At 39.7% G+C, this 16,500-nt stretch carries 13 protein-coding genes; all 13 read right to left on the minus strand.

Annotated features, from left to right (window positions below):
• Positions 1–24: 24 nt before the first annotated feature.
• The gene (locus B0O44_RS22300; protein WP_110834301.1) at positions 25–1,965 is read right to left on the minus strand and encodes a DsbA family protein; all 1,941 of its coding nucleotides are present in this window, start codon (positions 1,963–1,965) and stop codon (positions 25–27) included.
• Positions 1,966–2,034: 69 nt separating this feature from the next.
• On the minus strand, positions 2,035–3,204 hold the full coding sequence (locus tag B0O44_RS22305; RefSeq protein WP_110834302.1) for a pyridoxal phosphate-dependent aminotransferase: 1,170 nt from the start codon (positions 3,202–3,204) through the stop codon (positions 2,035–2,037).
• Positions 3,205–3,213: 9 nt separating this feature from the next.
• The gene (locus tag B0O44_RS22310) at positions 3,214–3,603 is read right to left on the minus strand and encodes a response regulator (protein WP_110834303.1); all 390 of its coding nucleotides are present in this window, start codon (positions 3,601–3,603) and stop codon (positions 3,214–3,216) included.
• Positions 3,578–5,596: a PAS domain S-box protein gene (locus B0O44_RS22315; RefSeq protein WP_110834304.1), complete on the minus strand. Its 2,019-nt coding sequence runs from the start codon at positions 5,594–5,596 to the stop codon at positions 3,578–3,580. The genes B0O44_RS22310 and B0O44_RS22315 overlap by 26 nt, the downstream gene beginning before the upstream one ends.
• Positions 5,597–5,873: 277 nt before the next feature.
• On the minus strand, positions 5,874–7,712 hold the full coding sequence (gene glmS / locus B0O44_RS22320; RefSeq protein ID WP_110834305.1) for a glutamine--fructose-6-phosphate transaminase (isomerizing): 1,839 nt from the start codon (positions 7,710–7,712) through the stop codon (positions 5,874–5,876).
• A gap of 33 nt (positions 7,713–7,745) precedes the next feature.
• Positions 7,746–7,868 (minus strand): hypothetical protein, encoded by a 123-nt coding sequence (locus B0O44_RS25315; protein ID WP_262512054.1) that lies wholly within the window; start codon positions 7,866–7,868, stop codon positions 7,746–7,748.
• Positions 7,869–7,946: 78 nt separating this feature from the next.
• Positions 7,947–9,230, minus strand: a complete 1,284-nt coding sequence (locus B0O44_RS22325; protein WP_110834306.1) for a nucleotide sugar dehydrogenase — start codon at positions 9,228–9,230, stop codon at positions 7,947–7,949.
• Positions 9,231–9,241: 11 nt separating this feature from the next.
• The gene (locus B0O44_RS22330) at positions 9,242–10,849 is read right to left on the minus strand and encodes a hypothetical protein (RefSeq protein ID WP_146229887.1); all 1,608 of its coding nucleotides are present in this window, start codon (positions 10,847–10,849) and stop codon (positions 9,242–9,244) included.
• 22 nt (positions 10,850–10,871) lie between these two features.
• Entirely contained in the window at positions 10,872–12,806 is a 1,935-nt protein-coding gene (locus B0O44_RS22335; protein WP_110834308.1) for a polysaccharide biosynthesis protein, read from the minus strand.
• Positions 12,807–12,946: 140 nt separating this feature from the next.
• Positions 12,947–13,849, minus strand: coding sequence for an MraY family glycosyltransferase (locus B0O44_RS22340; protein ID WP_245943777.1), 903 nt, complete (start codon positions 13,847–13,849; stop codon positions 12,947–12,949).
• A 67-nt stretch (positions 13,850–13,916) separates the two neighbouring features.
• Complete coding sequence (locus tag B0O44_RS22345; RefSeq protein WP_245943778.1) at positions 13,917–15,029, minus strand: mannose-1-phosphate guanylyltransferase; 1,113 nt, start codon at positions 15,027–15,029, stop codon at positions 13,917–13,919.
• Complete coding sequence (locus tag B0O44_RS22350; RefSeq protein ID WP_110834310.1) at positions 14,998–15,930, minus strand: GDP-L-fucose synthase family protein; 933 nt, start codon at positions 15,928–15,930, stop codon at positions 14,998–15,000. Before B0O44_RS22350 ends, B0O44_RS22345 begins: the two co-directional genes overlap by 32 nt.
• 6 nt (positions 15,931–15,936) lie before the next feature.
• On the minus strand, positions 15,937–16,500 hold a 564-nt coding region (locus B0O44_RS22355; protein ID WP_146229888.1), incomplete at its 5' end, for an NAD-dependent epimerase/dehydratase family protein.

The following is a 16,500-nucleotide window of genomic DNA, read 5'->3' on the forward strand; positions in this document are numbered from 1 at the left end:
GAGGAATAGCACAGGGCTTCTTTTTTAAAGACAATGGATACAATCAAATTTACTAATGTAAATGATGCCATTTTTACTGGTAAACTGACTTATGTTTCCAGTATCATAGAGTTCTTTCAGCATCATTGCAGCCCGTTCTTTTGGTAAATTGCTCAGTACTGCAAATTCCTTTTCTGTCATCGTCGGAAAATGACAAAAGAGATTTTTAGGATCGGTATCAATCACCTGTTTTTCAGCCAGTGGTAACATTTGGTGAATGATTTCTTCCAGCATTTCGTAGGTTTGCAAACCTTTCAGGGTAACCTGCTGTCCGGAACCATCAGAAAAAAACAGGGTCGGAAAACCTGTTACCCCCATTTTTTTAGCCAACTCCAGATCTTGTTCAAAAAGCTGTTTTCCTGCTCCCTGATAGTCCCTTAACAAACGGGCCGAGTCCAGTCCATTTTCAAAAGCTGCCTTTTCCAGGTGCTCCCATTTAATAATGTTCTTTTTTTCCAGAAACACCATTTCCTGTATCCTTCTGAGAAAGGCCAGTGCTTTGTCCGGATCCTGCATCTGGGCAGCTTTAAATGCAATACTCGGTGGAAAAGACGATTGCAGGGGATCTTCTATCCACACATCTCCGTCCATTGGCATATCATGGCAGGCACAGGCTTCTTCCCAATGCTCGGCTGCATCACCTGGGTTTTGAATTTTTCCTTTGGTATAGAGTTCCCATGAAGGCAGCATTCCTCCCATATAATATTTAATATCCAGGTAGATGCCGTATTCCAGTTTTAGTTTTCTGATCAGTGGCTGCATGATCCAGCAGGTAGAACAAATTGGATCGGTAAAATACAGCAGTTCTATGGGTTTGTCCATAACCTTATCCTTTTCTTTTGTTTTACCGGCAATCAAAGGAATCGGAATGTCATCATCATTCTGGTCCTGCGGCCTCAGGAATACATTTCTAAGCGCCCTGCCCAAGTGCACATGTTTTAAAACTTCTTCTGCACGCAGATTGTAAAACTCCTGAAAAGCCTCTGTATAGGAGCTAGCGGCCGATAAACAATGGGCAAGTGTTTTTGCATCCACCATGGCATTGGTTGTTCCTGCACTGGTAAAAGGGAGGGCCAGATGTGCCGCGTCTCCAATGACCACCACATTGTCTTTATGAAAAGCCGGCAACAGATCGAAATCTTTTGTGTTCCAAAGATAGCTTTTGTTAAAATCATTGGAATCCAGTACCTGCTGGACTATAGGTGGAAATTTTTTCAAAAGCTTTTTGCAAAAAAGGCGCAAGCCTTCAACACTGTGGTCCTCCAGTTCTGAAATGGATGGATCGTATTGTATAAACCACACCAGCTCAATATCTGAAGTCGGGATCATCCCAAAAGCTAGGCCATCGGTGTTTTTCTGGAATTTACTGAACGTCCCGGCATAAGTTTCTGCTATTTTTTCATTGTAGGCAATACCGACGATCTCCTTAACTTTTCCCGGGTGAAACTCTACCTCTCCCAAAACAGCTTGACGGACTTTGGAAAAACCACCATCGGCCCCGACAAATATATCGCCATACTCCACTTCCCCATTAGAGAAAACGGCTGCAATGATTTTCCCGTTCTCATATAAAAAATGAGAAAATTCCCGACCATTTTTTACCTCACCATCAAAAAGTCCATACAAAAAATGCGTCAGATCAGATCTTTTGATACATTGCCAGGCATCGAGTTGAAGACGTTGTACCTCTTCCCCATCCGGCCTTTTCAAACTAAATTTCTCTACCAGTTTGCCTGGCAGCTTAAAGCCTGTTCCTGCAACCAGTTCTTTCAAAACCGACAACCCATCTGTATGCATCAAAAATGCATGGCCTCCACCGGGTGTGCCCGCAGCCCTTTCATTGACCACAACTTCTATATGGCTTTTTTGTAAAAAGATCCCCAGGCTCAGACCTGCAATCCCTCCTCCAATAACGACGACTTTCATTGATTTATATCTATTGGATTCAATACTCTATTTTTTATGTCTCCCTATTATTTTTTTGTTTTTGCCAGCCTATAAAGAATTGATGGTTTGTTTAATTCTGGATAAACCTTCTTTCAGAATGGCCTGCGAAGTCGCAAAACTCAGCCGGATATATCCTTCTGCTCCATCTCCAAACCATTCTTTTAAACCTGGAACCACCGAAACCTTTGCTTCAGTAAATAAAAGCTCCTGAATTTGTTTACTTGTTCGTTTTGTTCCGGTAATGTTTGCAAAGGCAACATAACAGCCTTCAGGTGCAATGCATTTAAAACCATTTGTTTCGTTGAGCATTTGTACCGTGAGGTCTTTCATTTTCTGTAAATGCGAAACAAAGCCTTCTAACCAATAGCCACATTCATCCAAAGCAGTTGTTACAGCAACCTGAGAAAGGACATTGGCACCATGTATGGTAGAATTGTGAAGAGAGGCTTCAAACAACTTCTTAAAATGGGCTTCATTAGAGGCCATCACGGTACCAATTCTTAAGCCTGCCAAACCGTAAGACTTGCTGTAGCCGGTTACGGTAATGGTCCGGTCCCTGATCTGGGGGCTAATGGAGGCGATACTGGTGAAAACATAGGGTTCATAGACAATATCACTCCAAATTTCATCTGAAAGGATCAGTAAATCATGTTTACAAGCCAGTTCACCAAGCCTGCTGAGTTCCGCTGGCGTAAAAACCTTTCCGGTTGGGTTCAATGGGTTACAAAGACAGATCATTCTGGTTTTGGCTGTAATCAATGCTTCCATTTGTTCGAAATCAACCTGATCCGTTCCCGGAGGAATGCCAAAAGGGATTGCCGTAGCGCCTACAGTTTCTATTGAATACCTGAACAGGAAATCGACCGGGTCAAAAATAATGGCTTCATCCCCTTTTTCAAGAAAGGTTTTACAGATCAGATAAATGCCAAAAGCAGCGCTGTCCACCGGAAATAAAAGATCGGGCCTCGCCGGGATGTTTCGTTTTTCAGTGAAAAACCTCGCCACACTTTCTTTAAATTCCGGCAAGCCCGCAGGCGGCCCGTAAGACAGGTAGCGGTCGCGGGTAAATCGGATGATCGACTCGGCAATTTCCGGTGCACTTGGAAAATCAGGATCGGCCGCTGTTAATGGGATCACCCCCTCAGGTACGGTTGCCCAGCGTAAGTTATAAGCTCTTTTTTTTAAAATATCCAGATTAACGGAACTTGAATCAAACATCAATTGTATTTATAAATTGTCAATAATTTCAGTAAAATTTTCCTTTGATAAAGGCTTAATAATAAAATCTGTTACAAAGTCCATCCCTTTAGATCTTTCAATTTCATAAGGAGAAATAGAGGAAGAAACGATATAGAGACGGATTTTTTTTGCAAGACTTTGGTGAATAGCCGCATATTCCTCCAAAAACTCCCAGCCATCCATTACCGGCATGTTCAGGTCCAGTAAAATTACATCTGGCAGCTGATCCGCCTGATCCGTAATGCTGCCAAGACAATCGAATGCATCCTGCCCGTTATTAAAAATCCTAACTTCAACATTAATATTGGTTTTTTGGATCATTCTTTGGGTGAGAAATACAAATATTTCATCATCATCTACCAGGAATATTTTCTTCATCAGTATGTATTTGATTTATGAATTCTATGCTAAAGGTTGCGCCCTGGTCCGGGGCACTCTCAATATGGATTTTTCCACCCATAGCTTCCACCTGGGCCTTTGTCATGTACAGGCCAAGGCCTTTGGCATTGGGGTGGCGGTGGAAAACCTTTCCGATTTTAAATACGTTTTCCTGATGTTTAACCAAATCAATCCCAAGGCCATTATCCTGCACGGTCAGAATAATGCTGCTACCGGATTTTTTTGTTTTAATATTCACGACTAAATCTCTTTCAGGAGCATGGTATTTCAGCGAATTGCTGATTAAATTATGAAAGATACTCAGTAGGTATTTAGGAGGAAAACGAATTTCCGCTGCCTGGGAAAAATCAATCGAAATGACCGCTCTTACTTTTTTAATTTCAATTTCCAGCCCTCCCAGCGTTCTTTGTACACAGTCATTCAAATTGACAGGTTCAGATTTAATTTCCAGGTCCTGTTTAATTTGTATGGATTCTACCAATTCATTAAATGTCGCATTCAGGCTTTCAATCACCGGGTTCAACTTAGACACCAGTTCTTTCTGCTCCTGAACATCCTGTGATTCTTCGATAAAGTCTACCAGCATCGATACATTAATCAAGGGGCCCCGTAAATTGTGCGAAACAATATTACAAAAGTCAAGCAGTTGGGCATTCTGGGCAGAAAGTTGTTTGACCAAAGCATCCTGCTTTTCTTCCATGATTTTCCGGTCTGTAATGTCTATTCCAAAACCAATAATAAAAGAGAGTTGCTGGTCTTCATCATATACAGGGAATAGTCTTCTTAAATGGGTGATGACCTGACCGTCCGGCCCCCTGAGGCTGTCTTCCCAGCGGATCTCCTTACCCGTTCTTTTTGCTTCAAGAAACTGTTCTCTTCGCTTTACAGCGATATCATCCGGGCGGTTCCGGTATCTGGCGTATTCAAAATCGTCTTTTCCGATGATGTATTTTCTTAAAACTTCATCCTTGATCCCCCAGGGGTTTACAAACAAATATTTGTGATCCGGGGCAAAAACGGCAATGTCTGTCGGAATTTTATTCAGGATATTTTCATAAAACTCTTTCTGTTTATCCAGCTCTGTGGCAATCTGCTTCCGGTCTGTAATGTCACTGATGATCCCAATAAAGTACAATTGCCCGTTAATCTTTGCCGGAGAAACACCCATGGCTACATCAAATTCGGTCCCGTCTTTACGAATGGCGATGAATTCATGTTTATGATTATCGGAAGGTATTAAACCGTCTGGCCTGAAGGCTTGTTTTTTTTGACGGAAAGCGTCATAATTCCTTTCAGGTACAACCATTTCATGAAAATACTTTCCAATGGCTTCTTCTGCCTTCCAGCCAAACATGAGTTCGGCCCTGGGGTTCCATTGGGAAATCAGGCCTTCTTCATCCGAAATAATTACAGCATCAACGGCATTGGTAAAAATAGACCGAAGAACTTCAAATATATTTCCGCGGATCCTTTCGGCCCGGATCAGTTCAGTCCGTTGTTTCCTCACTTTGAGCAGGCTCATTACCTGCTGTCCGAGCATCAGCAAAGCCGAGCGTTCCTGTTCGGTAAAAATCCTGGTTTTGGTATCTCCAACACTTAAAGAACCTATAATATAGCCTTCTTCGGTAACCAGGGGCATACTTAGTATTGAGTGGAGCGCAGGCATGGATTTAAGCAGGTACTGCACCCCAGATAAAGGATTGGTATCTGTACTTTCCACGATGATGTCGTCTGCCGTCCAGATCAGGTCATGAATACCTGGTAATTCTGCCAGCCCGGGCTCCGTACTGGCCTTGTACCAAATCCGGTCCTGATCAAAAAAAGCTATGGCAGAAAAAGAGAGCTGGCATAACTGCGCCGCAAGAACTACTATGTTGTTAAAATCCCGCTCAGGTTCTGTATCCAGGATTTCCAGCTCACGAAGTGCTGCGACCCTTAGATTTTCCCTGTCCCGGAGTGGAAGTGCTGTCATTTTGTTCAATAGTTTTTAAGGCAGCTATATTCTGTAAAGCTAATTATTAGATTATAATTTTCTTCTTGTTCACAAAAGAAAATATCATCTGCATTTCCCATACAAAAAAACAGAAACAAGCCTTTATCCCATGCCTTTCGGCGGCTTTAAATGTATTCAGGTTAAGATAATGAATATCTCTCGCTTGTGGAATATAATTTTAACAAATAAAAAAATTTATTGCATAAAAAAGCGGAAGTACAGCTATACTCCCGCTTTTAAAATTTGTCGTTTAAGTCTATTCGACTGTAACAGATTTGGCCAGGTTTCTTGGCTGATCAACATTACAGCCCCTTAAAACAGCAATATGATAAGACAGCAACTGTAAAGGAATCGTTGCCAGCAATGGCAAAAATGCTTCACTTGCATCTGGAATTTCAATACAGTAATCTGCCATTTTCTTAACCTCTGTATCACCCTGGGTAACAATTGCAATGACTTTACCTTTTCTTGCTTTTACTTCCTGGATATTACTGATGACCTTTTCATAAGAGGAATTTTTTGTGGCAATGACCACAACAGGCATTTCCTCATCAATTAAGGCAATCGGCCCATGCTTCATCTCTGCAGCAGGATAGCCTTCGGCGTGGATGTAAGAAATTTCCTTCAATTTCAAAGCACCCTCAAGTGCTACCGGGAAACCACTGCCCCTGCCCAGGAACAAGCAATTTCTGGAATCTTTAAATTTCTCGGAAATTTCACGGATCATGGTATCCGATTGTAAAGCTGCTTCGATTTTTTGAGGAATATTATCCAGTTCGGTTAACAATTCCACCAGTTTGGAATTGGTCAGTGTTCCCTTTTGCTGGGCCATATAAAAAGCCATAAGCGTTAAAACAGTTACCTGCGCAGTAAATGCCTTGGTTGAAGCCACACCAATTTCCGGTCCAGCATGGGTATACACACCGGCATGGGTAATCCTTGGAATAGATGCCCCAACGACATTACATACTCCAAAAATGGTTGCTCCTTTTTCTTTGGCCATTTCTATAGCTGCCATGGTATCTGCCGTTTCACCCGATTGGGAAATGGCAATCACCACATCTTTTTCGGTAATGATCGGGTTCCTGTACCTGAATTCAGAAGCATATTCTACTTCAACCGGAATCCGCGCGTATTCTTCAATCAGGTACTCTCCTACCAAACCCGCATGCCATGAAGTACCACAGGCCACAATGATAATGCGGTCTATATTTTTAAGCTTTTCTGCATATTCCTTAATCCCGCCCAACTGCACTTTACCTTCTGACGGATAAATCCTTCCCCGCATACAATCACGGATAGAGCGTGGCTGTTCATAAATTTCTTTCAGCATGAAATGTTCGTACCCACCTTTTTCCAGCATTTCCAACTGCAATTCCAACTCCTGAACATAAGGCGTCTGCACCACATTATCCAGTCTTTTGATCACCAGTTCGTCTCTTTTCAAAAAGGCGATCTCATTATCATTCAAATAGATAACATTTTTTGTATATTCTACAATTGGCGTGGCATCTGAAGCTATAAAATATTCTCCTTCACCAACCCCAATCACCATAGGGCTTCCTTTCCTTGCCGCAATCAGCTGATCGGGCTGGTCCTGGTCCATGATCACAATGGCATAAGCCCCGTTCACTTCATTAAGGGCCAGTCTTACGGCCTCCAGCAAATCTACTTCCCCGTCTTTGTAAATTTCCTCCACAAGATGGATCAGCACTTCGGTATCGGTATCACTTTTAAATTCATGACCGCGTCTTTGAAGTTCTTCTTTGAGCACCGCATAATTTTCAATGATCCCGTTATGGATAATGCTTAACTTTCCATTATTAGAAGTATGCGGATGGGAATTTCGGTCTGAAGGCGCACCATGTGTTGCCCAGCGGGTATGTCCCATTCCAATGGTCCCGGACAGGTTTTTACCTTCAGCAAAATTTTCCAGTTCCTGGACTTTTCCTGCTTTTTTATAGATGTTCATATTACCCTGATCGATCAGTGCGACACCGGCACTGTCATAACCACGGTATTCCAATCTTTTTAAGCCTTTAATAACAATCGGCCATGCTTCTCTATGACCTATATAACCTACTATTCCACACATAAATTCTTTTTCTAAAAACCAGTCTTTTAATACTTAACCAAAAGGAAATGGCGCTGTAAATCTATATAATTTATTTAACAAGGTCAACGCTGCCAGTTCATCTTTTTTCATGCCTTTGAAGCTAAAATCAGGCCAGTTTTTTACTTTTTCTGCCATTCACACCAGATGTAAAAACCCGTAATGGGAAGGGAGGTGGCAAAAGCTTTTAAAAGAAAGTATGGGTACAATGACAAGCTAAAGCCTGGCGTCAGTAAGGTTCCGGTCAATAAAAGATTTAATATCAAAGATGACTGCCCCCGCTTCCTTGTAACTTTTATAATCCACATTCAAAAACTCATTGTGCGCCACGGCCACAATAACCGCTTTATAATCCCTTGAGGAAAGCCTGGTTTCCATTTTAATGTTATACTCTTTTTCTACCTCAGCGGCATTTGCCCAGGGATCATAGACATCCAATTTCAATCCAAACTGCTCCAGCTCGCGATAGATGTCAATGACCCTTGTATTTCGAATGTCCGGACAGTTCTCCTTAAAGGCAAAACCCAGGATCAGTACTTTTTCTCCCTTTACTTTATCACCTTTGGCCAGTATAAGTTTAACCACTTTATTGGCAATGAAAATGCCCATATCCTCATTGACTTTTCTGCCCGAGAGAATGACCTGAGGATGATAACCCACTGCATTGGCTTTATAGGCAAGGTAGTAGGGATCTACGCCAATGCAATGCCCTCCAACCAGTCCTGGTTTGTATTTAAGGAAGTTCCATTTGGTCCCGGCTGCCTCCAGAACATCGGCAGTATCGATATCCAGCTTATCAAAAATCAAAGCCAGCTCATTGACAAAAGAAATATTAACATCCCGTTGTGCATTTTCGATGGCTTTAGAAGCCTCGGCCACCTTGATGCTAGGTGCCAGGTGGGTTCCGGCAGTAATGATCTCTGCATACAGGTTATTGATCAGCACAGCAATTTCCGGGGTCGAACCCGAGGTGACCTTTTTAATTTTTGTTAGTGTATTGACCTTATCCCCCGGATTGATCCTTTCAGGAGAATAACCACAGAAAAAATCAATGTTGTATTTTAAACCCGAATATTTTTCCAGTACAGGTACACATTCTTCTTCTGTGCATCCAGGATAAACGGTGGATTCGTAAATGACAACATCTCCTTTAGATAAGGTTTTTGCCAGCATCTGTGTTGCATGGAGCAAGGGGCCAAGATCCGGTGCTTTAAAATGGTCTACAGGCGTTGGAACAGTAACGATGTAGATGTTACATTCCTTGAGCTGATTTGTCTCTGAGGACAGCTTTAAACCCTGTCCTGGCTGATTTAAAACCTGCTGAAGTAGTTCCAGATTGGCCTCTTTCGTTTTGTCTTGATTGGTGCTGAGTTCTTTGATCCTGGAATGATCTGTATCAAAACCCAGCACACTATACTTCCTGGCAAATTCTATCGCCAAAGGAAGGCCAACATAACCGAGGCCAATAATGGCAATTTTTTTTTCAGGACTGGATGACATGGCTAATTTGGTTAAAAATCTTTGTAAAGATTTCTGAACGAAGACCTTAATCCAATATTAAAAAAGCGTTGTTTATCTGTCCATTGGCTATTGCTTTCATTTCTCATGGTACAGCCAACTTCAATTCTTAAGTTATTCTTAGGGTTTAAGATATAGGCCAGGTTTGCATCGGCATAAAGCAAATTTGTTTTTAGACCATGTCCTATATACACTCCATAATCATCAATTCGTGTGGTATAATTTTTATAAATGTCCTTACCATAATTCAAGCCATTTATATCCAGACCATAGGTAGCATGGCTCAACTGAAAACGAAGGTCAAACCGCTTGTAACTATAACTTACAATTCCCAGATATTCCTTAAAATTAGCCCCCAGCGGGTGCGCAAGGGATTGTCCGTAATGGCCGTAATTTTTGAAATGGTCAGAAGCTGAATAGGAATAAGGTCTTACCCGGTTCATCTCCAACTGGGCATTTAACCCATTAACTTTGAAAATATCAAAACCCTTAACCCCTAACTGACCGCCTTGCTTATTCGCCCAGTAACCCTTACCCGAAAAAACCTCCTTAAAAGTAAACTCATTGATCATCAACTGTCCATAAACAACATAACGGTCTGCAATTTTATAACTCGCATTAAAACCAATCAGTGCTTTATCCGGAGAACCATTTGCAAATTCCGTAGGACGCATAAACATAATCGGATTTACATAGCTGAATTCAAATCCCCTTGGCCGCCACATGATGTTTTCAAACAGCCCCACACTTAAGCGTTTGGTAGCATTCCAACTTAAATAATGAAAAAGTCCATATTTTTTGGGATAAGGTGTCTCGTCATCAAAAGGGGTATCCTGAAAGTCAATAAACTGTGCCCACATGGCCATATAACGAACAGAACCCAATGTAGCCGTTACTTTAAAGAATGGATAATTAAAGGTATTGTCTGACAATAATAAAGAACGGTATCCATCACCGATAAAGTTTTTGTCATAACCCAACTGGAAATTTACATATTTGGATGGTGTATAAGACAAACTTCCCCCCGAGTAGGCGAAATCAAAGCCACCATTCCCATAAGTCTTTGCATAACCCTGTCCTGGTACAACCCTGTTCTGGCGGACAAAGGCACTCAGGTAATCAGGCAAATGTGCCTGATTTTCATAAAAATGACTGGTAAAAGAAAACTGTTTTCCAATCCGTCCTCCAATTTCAACGCCACGGGTATTTAGCCAGATGGTTCTGCCACTTTGCCTGCCAATCTGAAGATCAGGTAAAAAATCGAGGTAAAAATTATAATCCTTATCGTTAACCTCGACCAGGTGCTCTTTAAATACTTTCCTGTACACCCAATTTTTGGATTGCCAGTCCTGTCCTGGATACCTCATCCCAACCAGTAGGCTGTCTTTAGATAAGCTGTCACTGATGTCACCGACAAAATAAGGAAGCATGGACGTGTGTACCTTTTTGGTCCCGTTGAAATAGATCCTTTTTCCTGCTTTAGTATTTATTTCATTACTGATAGGTAAAAGTTCAGCTTTGTTGTTTCGTGTGGTATCTTGTGCCTTTGCGGCATTAAACATAAAAAAAGAAAGACTAAAAAGAGTAAAGATTTTTCTCATTGAGGAGTTTGAATTAAGAATTTTAGGTTGTCACATCCAGTTCTTCGAAAACTGAATTTTTGCTTTTAAACTCCGGGACTATTAATTTCATTTGCTGCACGACCTGACGATTGTTGTTCGATCCAGCATAGGATAGCAATTGATAAATTTGATTTTCAATTTCATTAAATATGTATTCCCTTACCTGTCCAATCATGATTTTTTCATGATGGGTGGGCATGGTATTTTCACTGTCATTCAATAATTCTTCAAACAATTTCTCTCCTGGTCGGAGTCCTGAATAGGCAATTTTAATGTCCTGATTAGGGATCAGGCCAGCCAAACGGATCATTTTCTTGGCCAGTTCTATAATTTTAACAGATTTACCCATGTCGAAAACAAAAATCTCTCCGCCCTTGCCCATACAACCGGCTTCCAACACCAACCTGCAGGCTTCCGGAATGGTCATAAAATATCGCGTAATTTCAGGGTGGGTTACAGTAACAGGGCCTCCTTTTTCAATTTGTTGTTTAAACCTTGGAATAACAGAGCCATTAGAGCCTAAAACATTGCCAAAACGGGTAGTAATGAATTTGGTAATGGGTTTTACATCCCCGCTGTTGAGGTAGCTCAGGCCATTGGAAAAAATCACGTTCGGATTGTTCAGGGAATTGTTCAGGGATTGAACATAAATTTCCGCAATCCGCTTTGAAGCCCCCATTACATTGGTTGGGTTTACCGCTTTATCGGTCGAAATCATCACAAATTTCTGTACCCCATGTTTAACAGAAAGATCTGCAATCGTTTTGGTACCCAAAACATTTGTTTTTATGGCTTCGGATGCATTGTCCTCCATTAAAGGCACATGTTTATAGGCCGCAGCATGATAAACATAATGTGGCTTATACGTTTCAAAAAGGAATTGCATACGCTTTTCGTCTTTGACATCCCCTACAAAAGCATGAAAATTTGTATTGGCATGATTTTCTTCCAGTTCCAGATAAATATGATGTAAAGCCGTTTCGCTCTGATCACAAAGGATAATCAAACCGGTCTGGAATTTCAGCAACTGTCTTACAATTTCGCTACCTATAGAACCCGCAGCTCCCGTGATTAAAATTCTTTTCCCCTTTAGCTGATTCTGAATACCATCAATGTCAATTTCAATGGTTTTTCTGTTCAGCAGATCTTCGATATTGATATTTTGAATCTGCGCTGTCGTTACCTCTCCTTTGGCCCAAACCTCAGGTGAAGGGATGTTTAAGATTTTGACATCATTTTCCAGGCAAATGTCTACAATTTGGTTTTTTCTTTCCAGGGGGATGGTGTAAGAAGCAAAAATAATTTCATCTACTTCATGTTTAACGATCAGGTGTTCGAGTTGGGCAGCATCCAGAATCCTTACCCCATCTATGGTTTTACCCACTTTACGGAGGTCATCATCGACAAAAGCAATAATCGTTTTATTCACTTTTGCATCATGGTCAAAGGTCCGTTTGGTAGCCACGCCAGCCTCCCCGGCACCATAAATAATCACCCTGATTTTAGTCAGGTTGATATTTTTCATGTACATAAAAAAATACTTCACCAAAATTCTGTAGCTGATGAGCAGCAGAAAACTAAACAAAGTATAAATGATGATCGCTACATTACTAACAAGTGGGGTACCACTTATGATGGTAATAAGGGTATGTACAAAAAACAAAATCAATGAACTTAAAATCACAGAAAACAAGATCCTGAAAGAATCTTGTGCCGAAGTATAGCGTACAATGCCTGCAAATGTTTTTACACTGTAAAACACCAGCGAATTCACTGCTATAACTAAAAGGATGGCTTTATAAAGCCCTAACGGATTTATATTATTGGTATTAAAATTATGCTGCAATACAACCGCAAAAGCGATTGCAAAGATGCTGAGACAAATATCAATAGTAAATATAATCCATCTAGATACAATTTCCAGTTTAGTGAACATAGGTTTCTTTAAAACAACGTCACTCAAAATTAACAATAATCAAACCAAAATATAATTTTATTGTTTGATCGGCACATTAATTTTCATTAATACCTATGTAGACCTTGTTTAAAAAACATTTTACACAATCAGAATCATGATTAAGCTTTAATCATTAATTTTTTCTTCAAAACCACATAGATTAAAGCCAAGGGCAGGTTAATCATCAGAAATAAAGTCCAGAAATTAAAAGTAGTAAAAAAGACGAGACAAATGATGACCAATTGCAAAAACCCGTACAATGCAGACACCCACAAATGTGGCCATTTCTGCTCATTGGCCAAGATTTGATAAAAATGTAGCCGGTGTGCATCAAAAATATTTTGTTTTAAAAGAAGCCGGTGTAGAATAGTTAAAATAGCATCAACTCCATACACAGCTAAAAATAAAACATAAGAATAGTTATTGGTCTGGATGATTAGTTTTAAGAGTAAAAAAAGGATATAAAAAGCAATGGTTACGCTACCAACATCCCCCGCAAAACATTTCGCTTTTTTTCGAAAATTGAAATACAGAAAGACAAAACAGGCTATGATTGGAAGCCAGATGACATCGGGATGAATAAAAGCACTAATCTTATAATTTATGTATTGTAAAGCGCCCAATATTACCAAACTATACAAACCGGTAATACCGTTTATCCCATCCATAAAGTTATAGGCGTTAATGATCCCAATAACTATAATGTAAAGTATTCCGCACATCCACCAGGGAAAAAGTTGAAATATATTTAGAAATACAAACAACAGGGTCACCGCTGTAAGATGGAATAATATCCTGATTTTGCCAGATAAAGTAATCCGGTCGTCTATAAAACTAATGACGCCAATGATCAATATTCCCAATACGGGTAACCAGAATTCCGGATGAAGTACTACTACAGACAGTGTCGAAAAAACAAAGATTATTCCTCCTCCACGGATGGTTATTTCAGAATGGGAACTTCGTTCATTGGGTTTATCGATAATGTTATAATGATTTGCTATTTTAAAATAGCAAATCATCACTGTAAACATTAACAATATACATATTATGTAAAGCATTGATTATTTAAATGGTTCTTTGAATTTATTATAAATATTCTGTTCCAAAATTCTCTACCATTTTACTAGCAATCTGTTTGATTTCCTGTTCATCAGACTTAGGATGGATCAATAGTACTTTGTCATCATCAACAATAATATAGTTACTTAATCCTTTGATAACCGCAGCCTTACCTTCAGGTAGTTGTATTATACAATTATCTGTATTCTCAAGATTGATTTTCAAACAATTAATAGCATTATTATTTTCATCTTTATCCGCTACTGCGTGAAGAGATGCCCAAGTCCCAAGATCAGACCAACCAATGTCAGCAGGAATTGTATAAACATTATTAGCTTTCTCCAGAATGGCATAATCAATTGAAATATTAGGTGATTTAGGATAGTTCTTTTTTATAAAATCCAATTCCTGATCTGTATTGTACACTAAATTCCCTTTCTCAAAGAGTGTGGCTATTTCTGGTGAATAAATTTCAAAGGCCTTTCTAATAGATTTAGCAGACCATATAAAAATACCCGCATTCCATAAAAATCCTCCATTTTCAACAAATTCTTTTGCCTTTTCAAAATTTGGTTTTTCTAAAAATTGTTGAACTGGGAAAACGACTTCTGATTCTAGTGCTCTGAAATTAATGTAACCATATCCAGTATCTGGCCTTGTGGGTTGAATACCCAAAGTTATCAGAGCATCATTCGAAGCACAATAATTCAACGCCAAATTTATCTTATCTAAAAAAATATTTTCTTTTAAAATCAAGTGATCTGATGGTGCGACAACAATATTTGCATCCGGATTAGAATTTAAAATTTTATAAGTTGCATAAGCAATACAAGGAGCTGTATTATTCCGACTGGGTTCGAGAAGTAATCTCGATTCTTCTATCCCCGGTATTTGGGTTTTGACCAGTTTTTTGTACTGTTCATTACTTAAGACATAAATATTCTCTGGTGGGCAAATCCGAAGAAACCTCTCGTAGGTTAATTGTAATAGCGATTTGCCTACTCCAAGAATATCAATAAATTGCTTAGGAAAGTGATTACGGCTTTTTGGCCAAAAACGGCTCCCAACACCTCCAGCCATAATTAATACATAGTTATTACACTTCATTTTACTCCCAGATTTGATCTTTAATTTCTTCATATACACGTGTAACTCCTTCTAATAAGCTTATCTCTGCTTTCCAGCCTAAACTATTTAACTTAGTAACATCCATCAATTTGCGTGGAGTTCCATCTGGTTTAGTAGGGTCAGTTAATATTTCACCTTCAAACCCTGTAATTTTCTTCACTAGTTGGGCAAGCTCTAAAATGGAGATATCTTCTCCAAATCCAATATTGACTAAACCCGGGGCATCATAAGTTTTCATCAAATAAGTGCAGGCATCTGCCAAATCATCGACATGAAGAAATTCTCTTTTAGGAATACCGGATCCCCATATGACTACAGATTTACTTTTATTTCGTTTTGCCTCAATAAATTTTCTCATAATTGCTGGTAATACATGGGAATTATTTAAATCATAATTATCATTAGGCCCATACAAATTTGTAGGCATAACTGATATGAAATTACAACCATACTGTGCTCTGTAAGCATCACACATCTTTATACCCGAAATTTTAGCAATTGCATAAGGTTCATTTGTCTCTTCTAATTCTCCTGTCAGTAAGCATTCTTCTTTTAAAGGCTGTGAAGCCATTTTTGGATAAATACATGAAGAACCAAGAAACATTAATTTCTTCACTCCACTTAGGAAGGCATTGTGAATGATATTGTTTTGGATCATCAAATTATCATAAATAAAATCTGCTTTATAAGTGTTATTAGCTACAATTCCCCCAACTTTTGCCGCAGCCAAAAAAACATAGTCTGGTTCTTCGCTAGAAAAAAAATTTGAAACAGTTGCTGAATCTCTTAAATCAAGCTCAGAAGACGTTTTCAGAATAAATTGTTCATACCCCTCTGACTGGAGTTTTCTCAATATTGCCGAGCCTACCATTCCGCAGTGCCCTGCTATATAAATTTTATCCTTTTTATTCATTTGCTTTTATTTGTTGTAAGTTGTAAAATCCTTATGTTCTTTATTAAACAGTGCTTCCTTTGGTAAGGATTTAAAATATTCGTAAGTAATTTTAAGTCCTTCTGCCCTGTTTACCTTAGGTTCCCAGCCCAGGATGTCCCTGGCTTTGGTAATATCTGGCCTACGTTGTTTAGGGTCATCTACGGGAAGGTCCCTTAAAACCAATTTCTGATTTGTCCCAGTCAGCTTAATAATCTCTTCTCCAAACTGTTTAATGGTAATCTCATCCGGATTGCCAATATTTACAGGCAAAGCATAATCACTCAGCAACAACCTGTAAATGCCCTCGATCAGGTCATCAACATAGCAGAAAGAACGTGTCTGAGAACCATCTCCAAAAACAGTCAGGTCTTCTCCCCGAAGTGCCTGACCGATAAAAGCAGGCAGTACCCGACCATCATTCAGGCGCATTCTTGGTCCGTAAGTATTAAAGATCCTAACGATACGTGTCTCTACCCCATGAAAAGTATGATAAGCCATCGTCATTGCTTCCTGAAAACGCTTGGCCTCATCATAAACACCTCTGGGACC

The organism is Pedobacter nutrimenti (assembly GCF_003208655.1).
GTDB lineage: Bacteria > Bacteroidota > Bacteroidia > Sphingobacteriales > Sphingobacteriaceae > Pedobacter > Pedobacter nutrimenti.

What these genes read in the sequence shown, in the direction of transcription:
- B0O44_RS22340 (WP_245943777.1), bottom strand. Translation starts at nt 13,849, where the DNA reads ATGATTTGCTATTTTAAAATAGCAAATCATTATAACATTATCGATAAA.
- B0O44_RS22300 (WP_110834301.1), bottom strand. Translation starts at nt 1,965, where the DNA reads ATGAAAGTCGTCGTTATTGGAGGAGGGATTGCAGGTCTGAGCCTGGGG.
- B0O44_RS22305 (WP_110834302.1), bottom strand. Translation starts at nt 3,204, where the DNA reads ATGTTTGATTCAAGTTCCGTTAATCTGGATATTTTAAAAAAAAGAGCT.
- B0O44_RS22335 (WP_110834308.1), bottom strand. Translation starts at nt 12,806, where the DNA reads ATGTTCACTAAACTGGAAATTGTATCTAGATGGATTATATTTACTATT.
- B0O44_RS22325 (WP_110834306.1), bottom strand. Translation starts at nt 9,230, where the DNA reads ATGTCATCCAGTCCTGAAAAAAAAATTGCCATTATTGGCCTCGGTTAT.
- B0O44_RS22330 (WP_146229887.1), bottom strand. Translation starts at nt 10,849, where the DNA reads ATGAGAAAAATCTTTACTCTTTTTAGTCTTTCTTTTTTTATGTTTAAT.
- B0O44_RS22345 (WP_245943778.1), bottom strand. Translation starts at nt 15,029, where the DNA reads ATGAAGAAATTAAAGATCAAATCTGGGAGTAAAATGAAGTGTAATAAC.
- B0O44_RS22310 (WP_110834303.1), bottom strand. Translation starts at nt 3,603, where the DNA reads ATGAAGAAAATATTCCTGGTAGATGATGATGAAATATTTGTATTTCTC.
- glmS (WP_110834305.1), bottom strand. Translation starts at nt 7,712, where the DNA reads ATGTGTGGAATAGTAGGTTATATAGGTCATAGAGAAGCATGGCCGATT.
- B0O44_RS22350 (WP_110834310.1), bottom strand. Translation starts at nt 15,930, where the DNA reads ATGAATAAAAAGGATAAAATTTATATAGCAGGGCACTGCGGAATGGTA.
- B0O44_RS25315 (WP_262512054.1), bottom strand. Translation starts at nt 7,868, where the DNA reads ATGGCAGAAAAAGTAAAAAACTGGCCTGATTTTAGCTTCAAAGGCATG.
- B0O44_RS22315 (WP_110834304.1), bottom strand. Translation starts at nt 5,596, where the DNA reads ATGACAGCACTTCCACTCCGGGACAGGGAAAATCTAAGGGTCGCAGCA.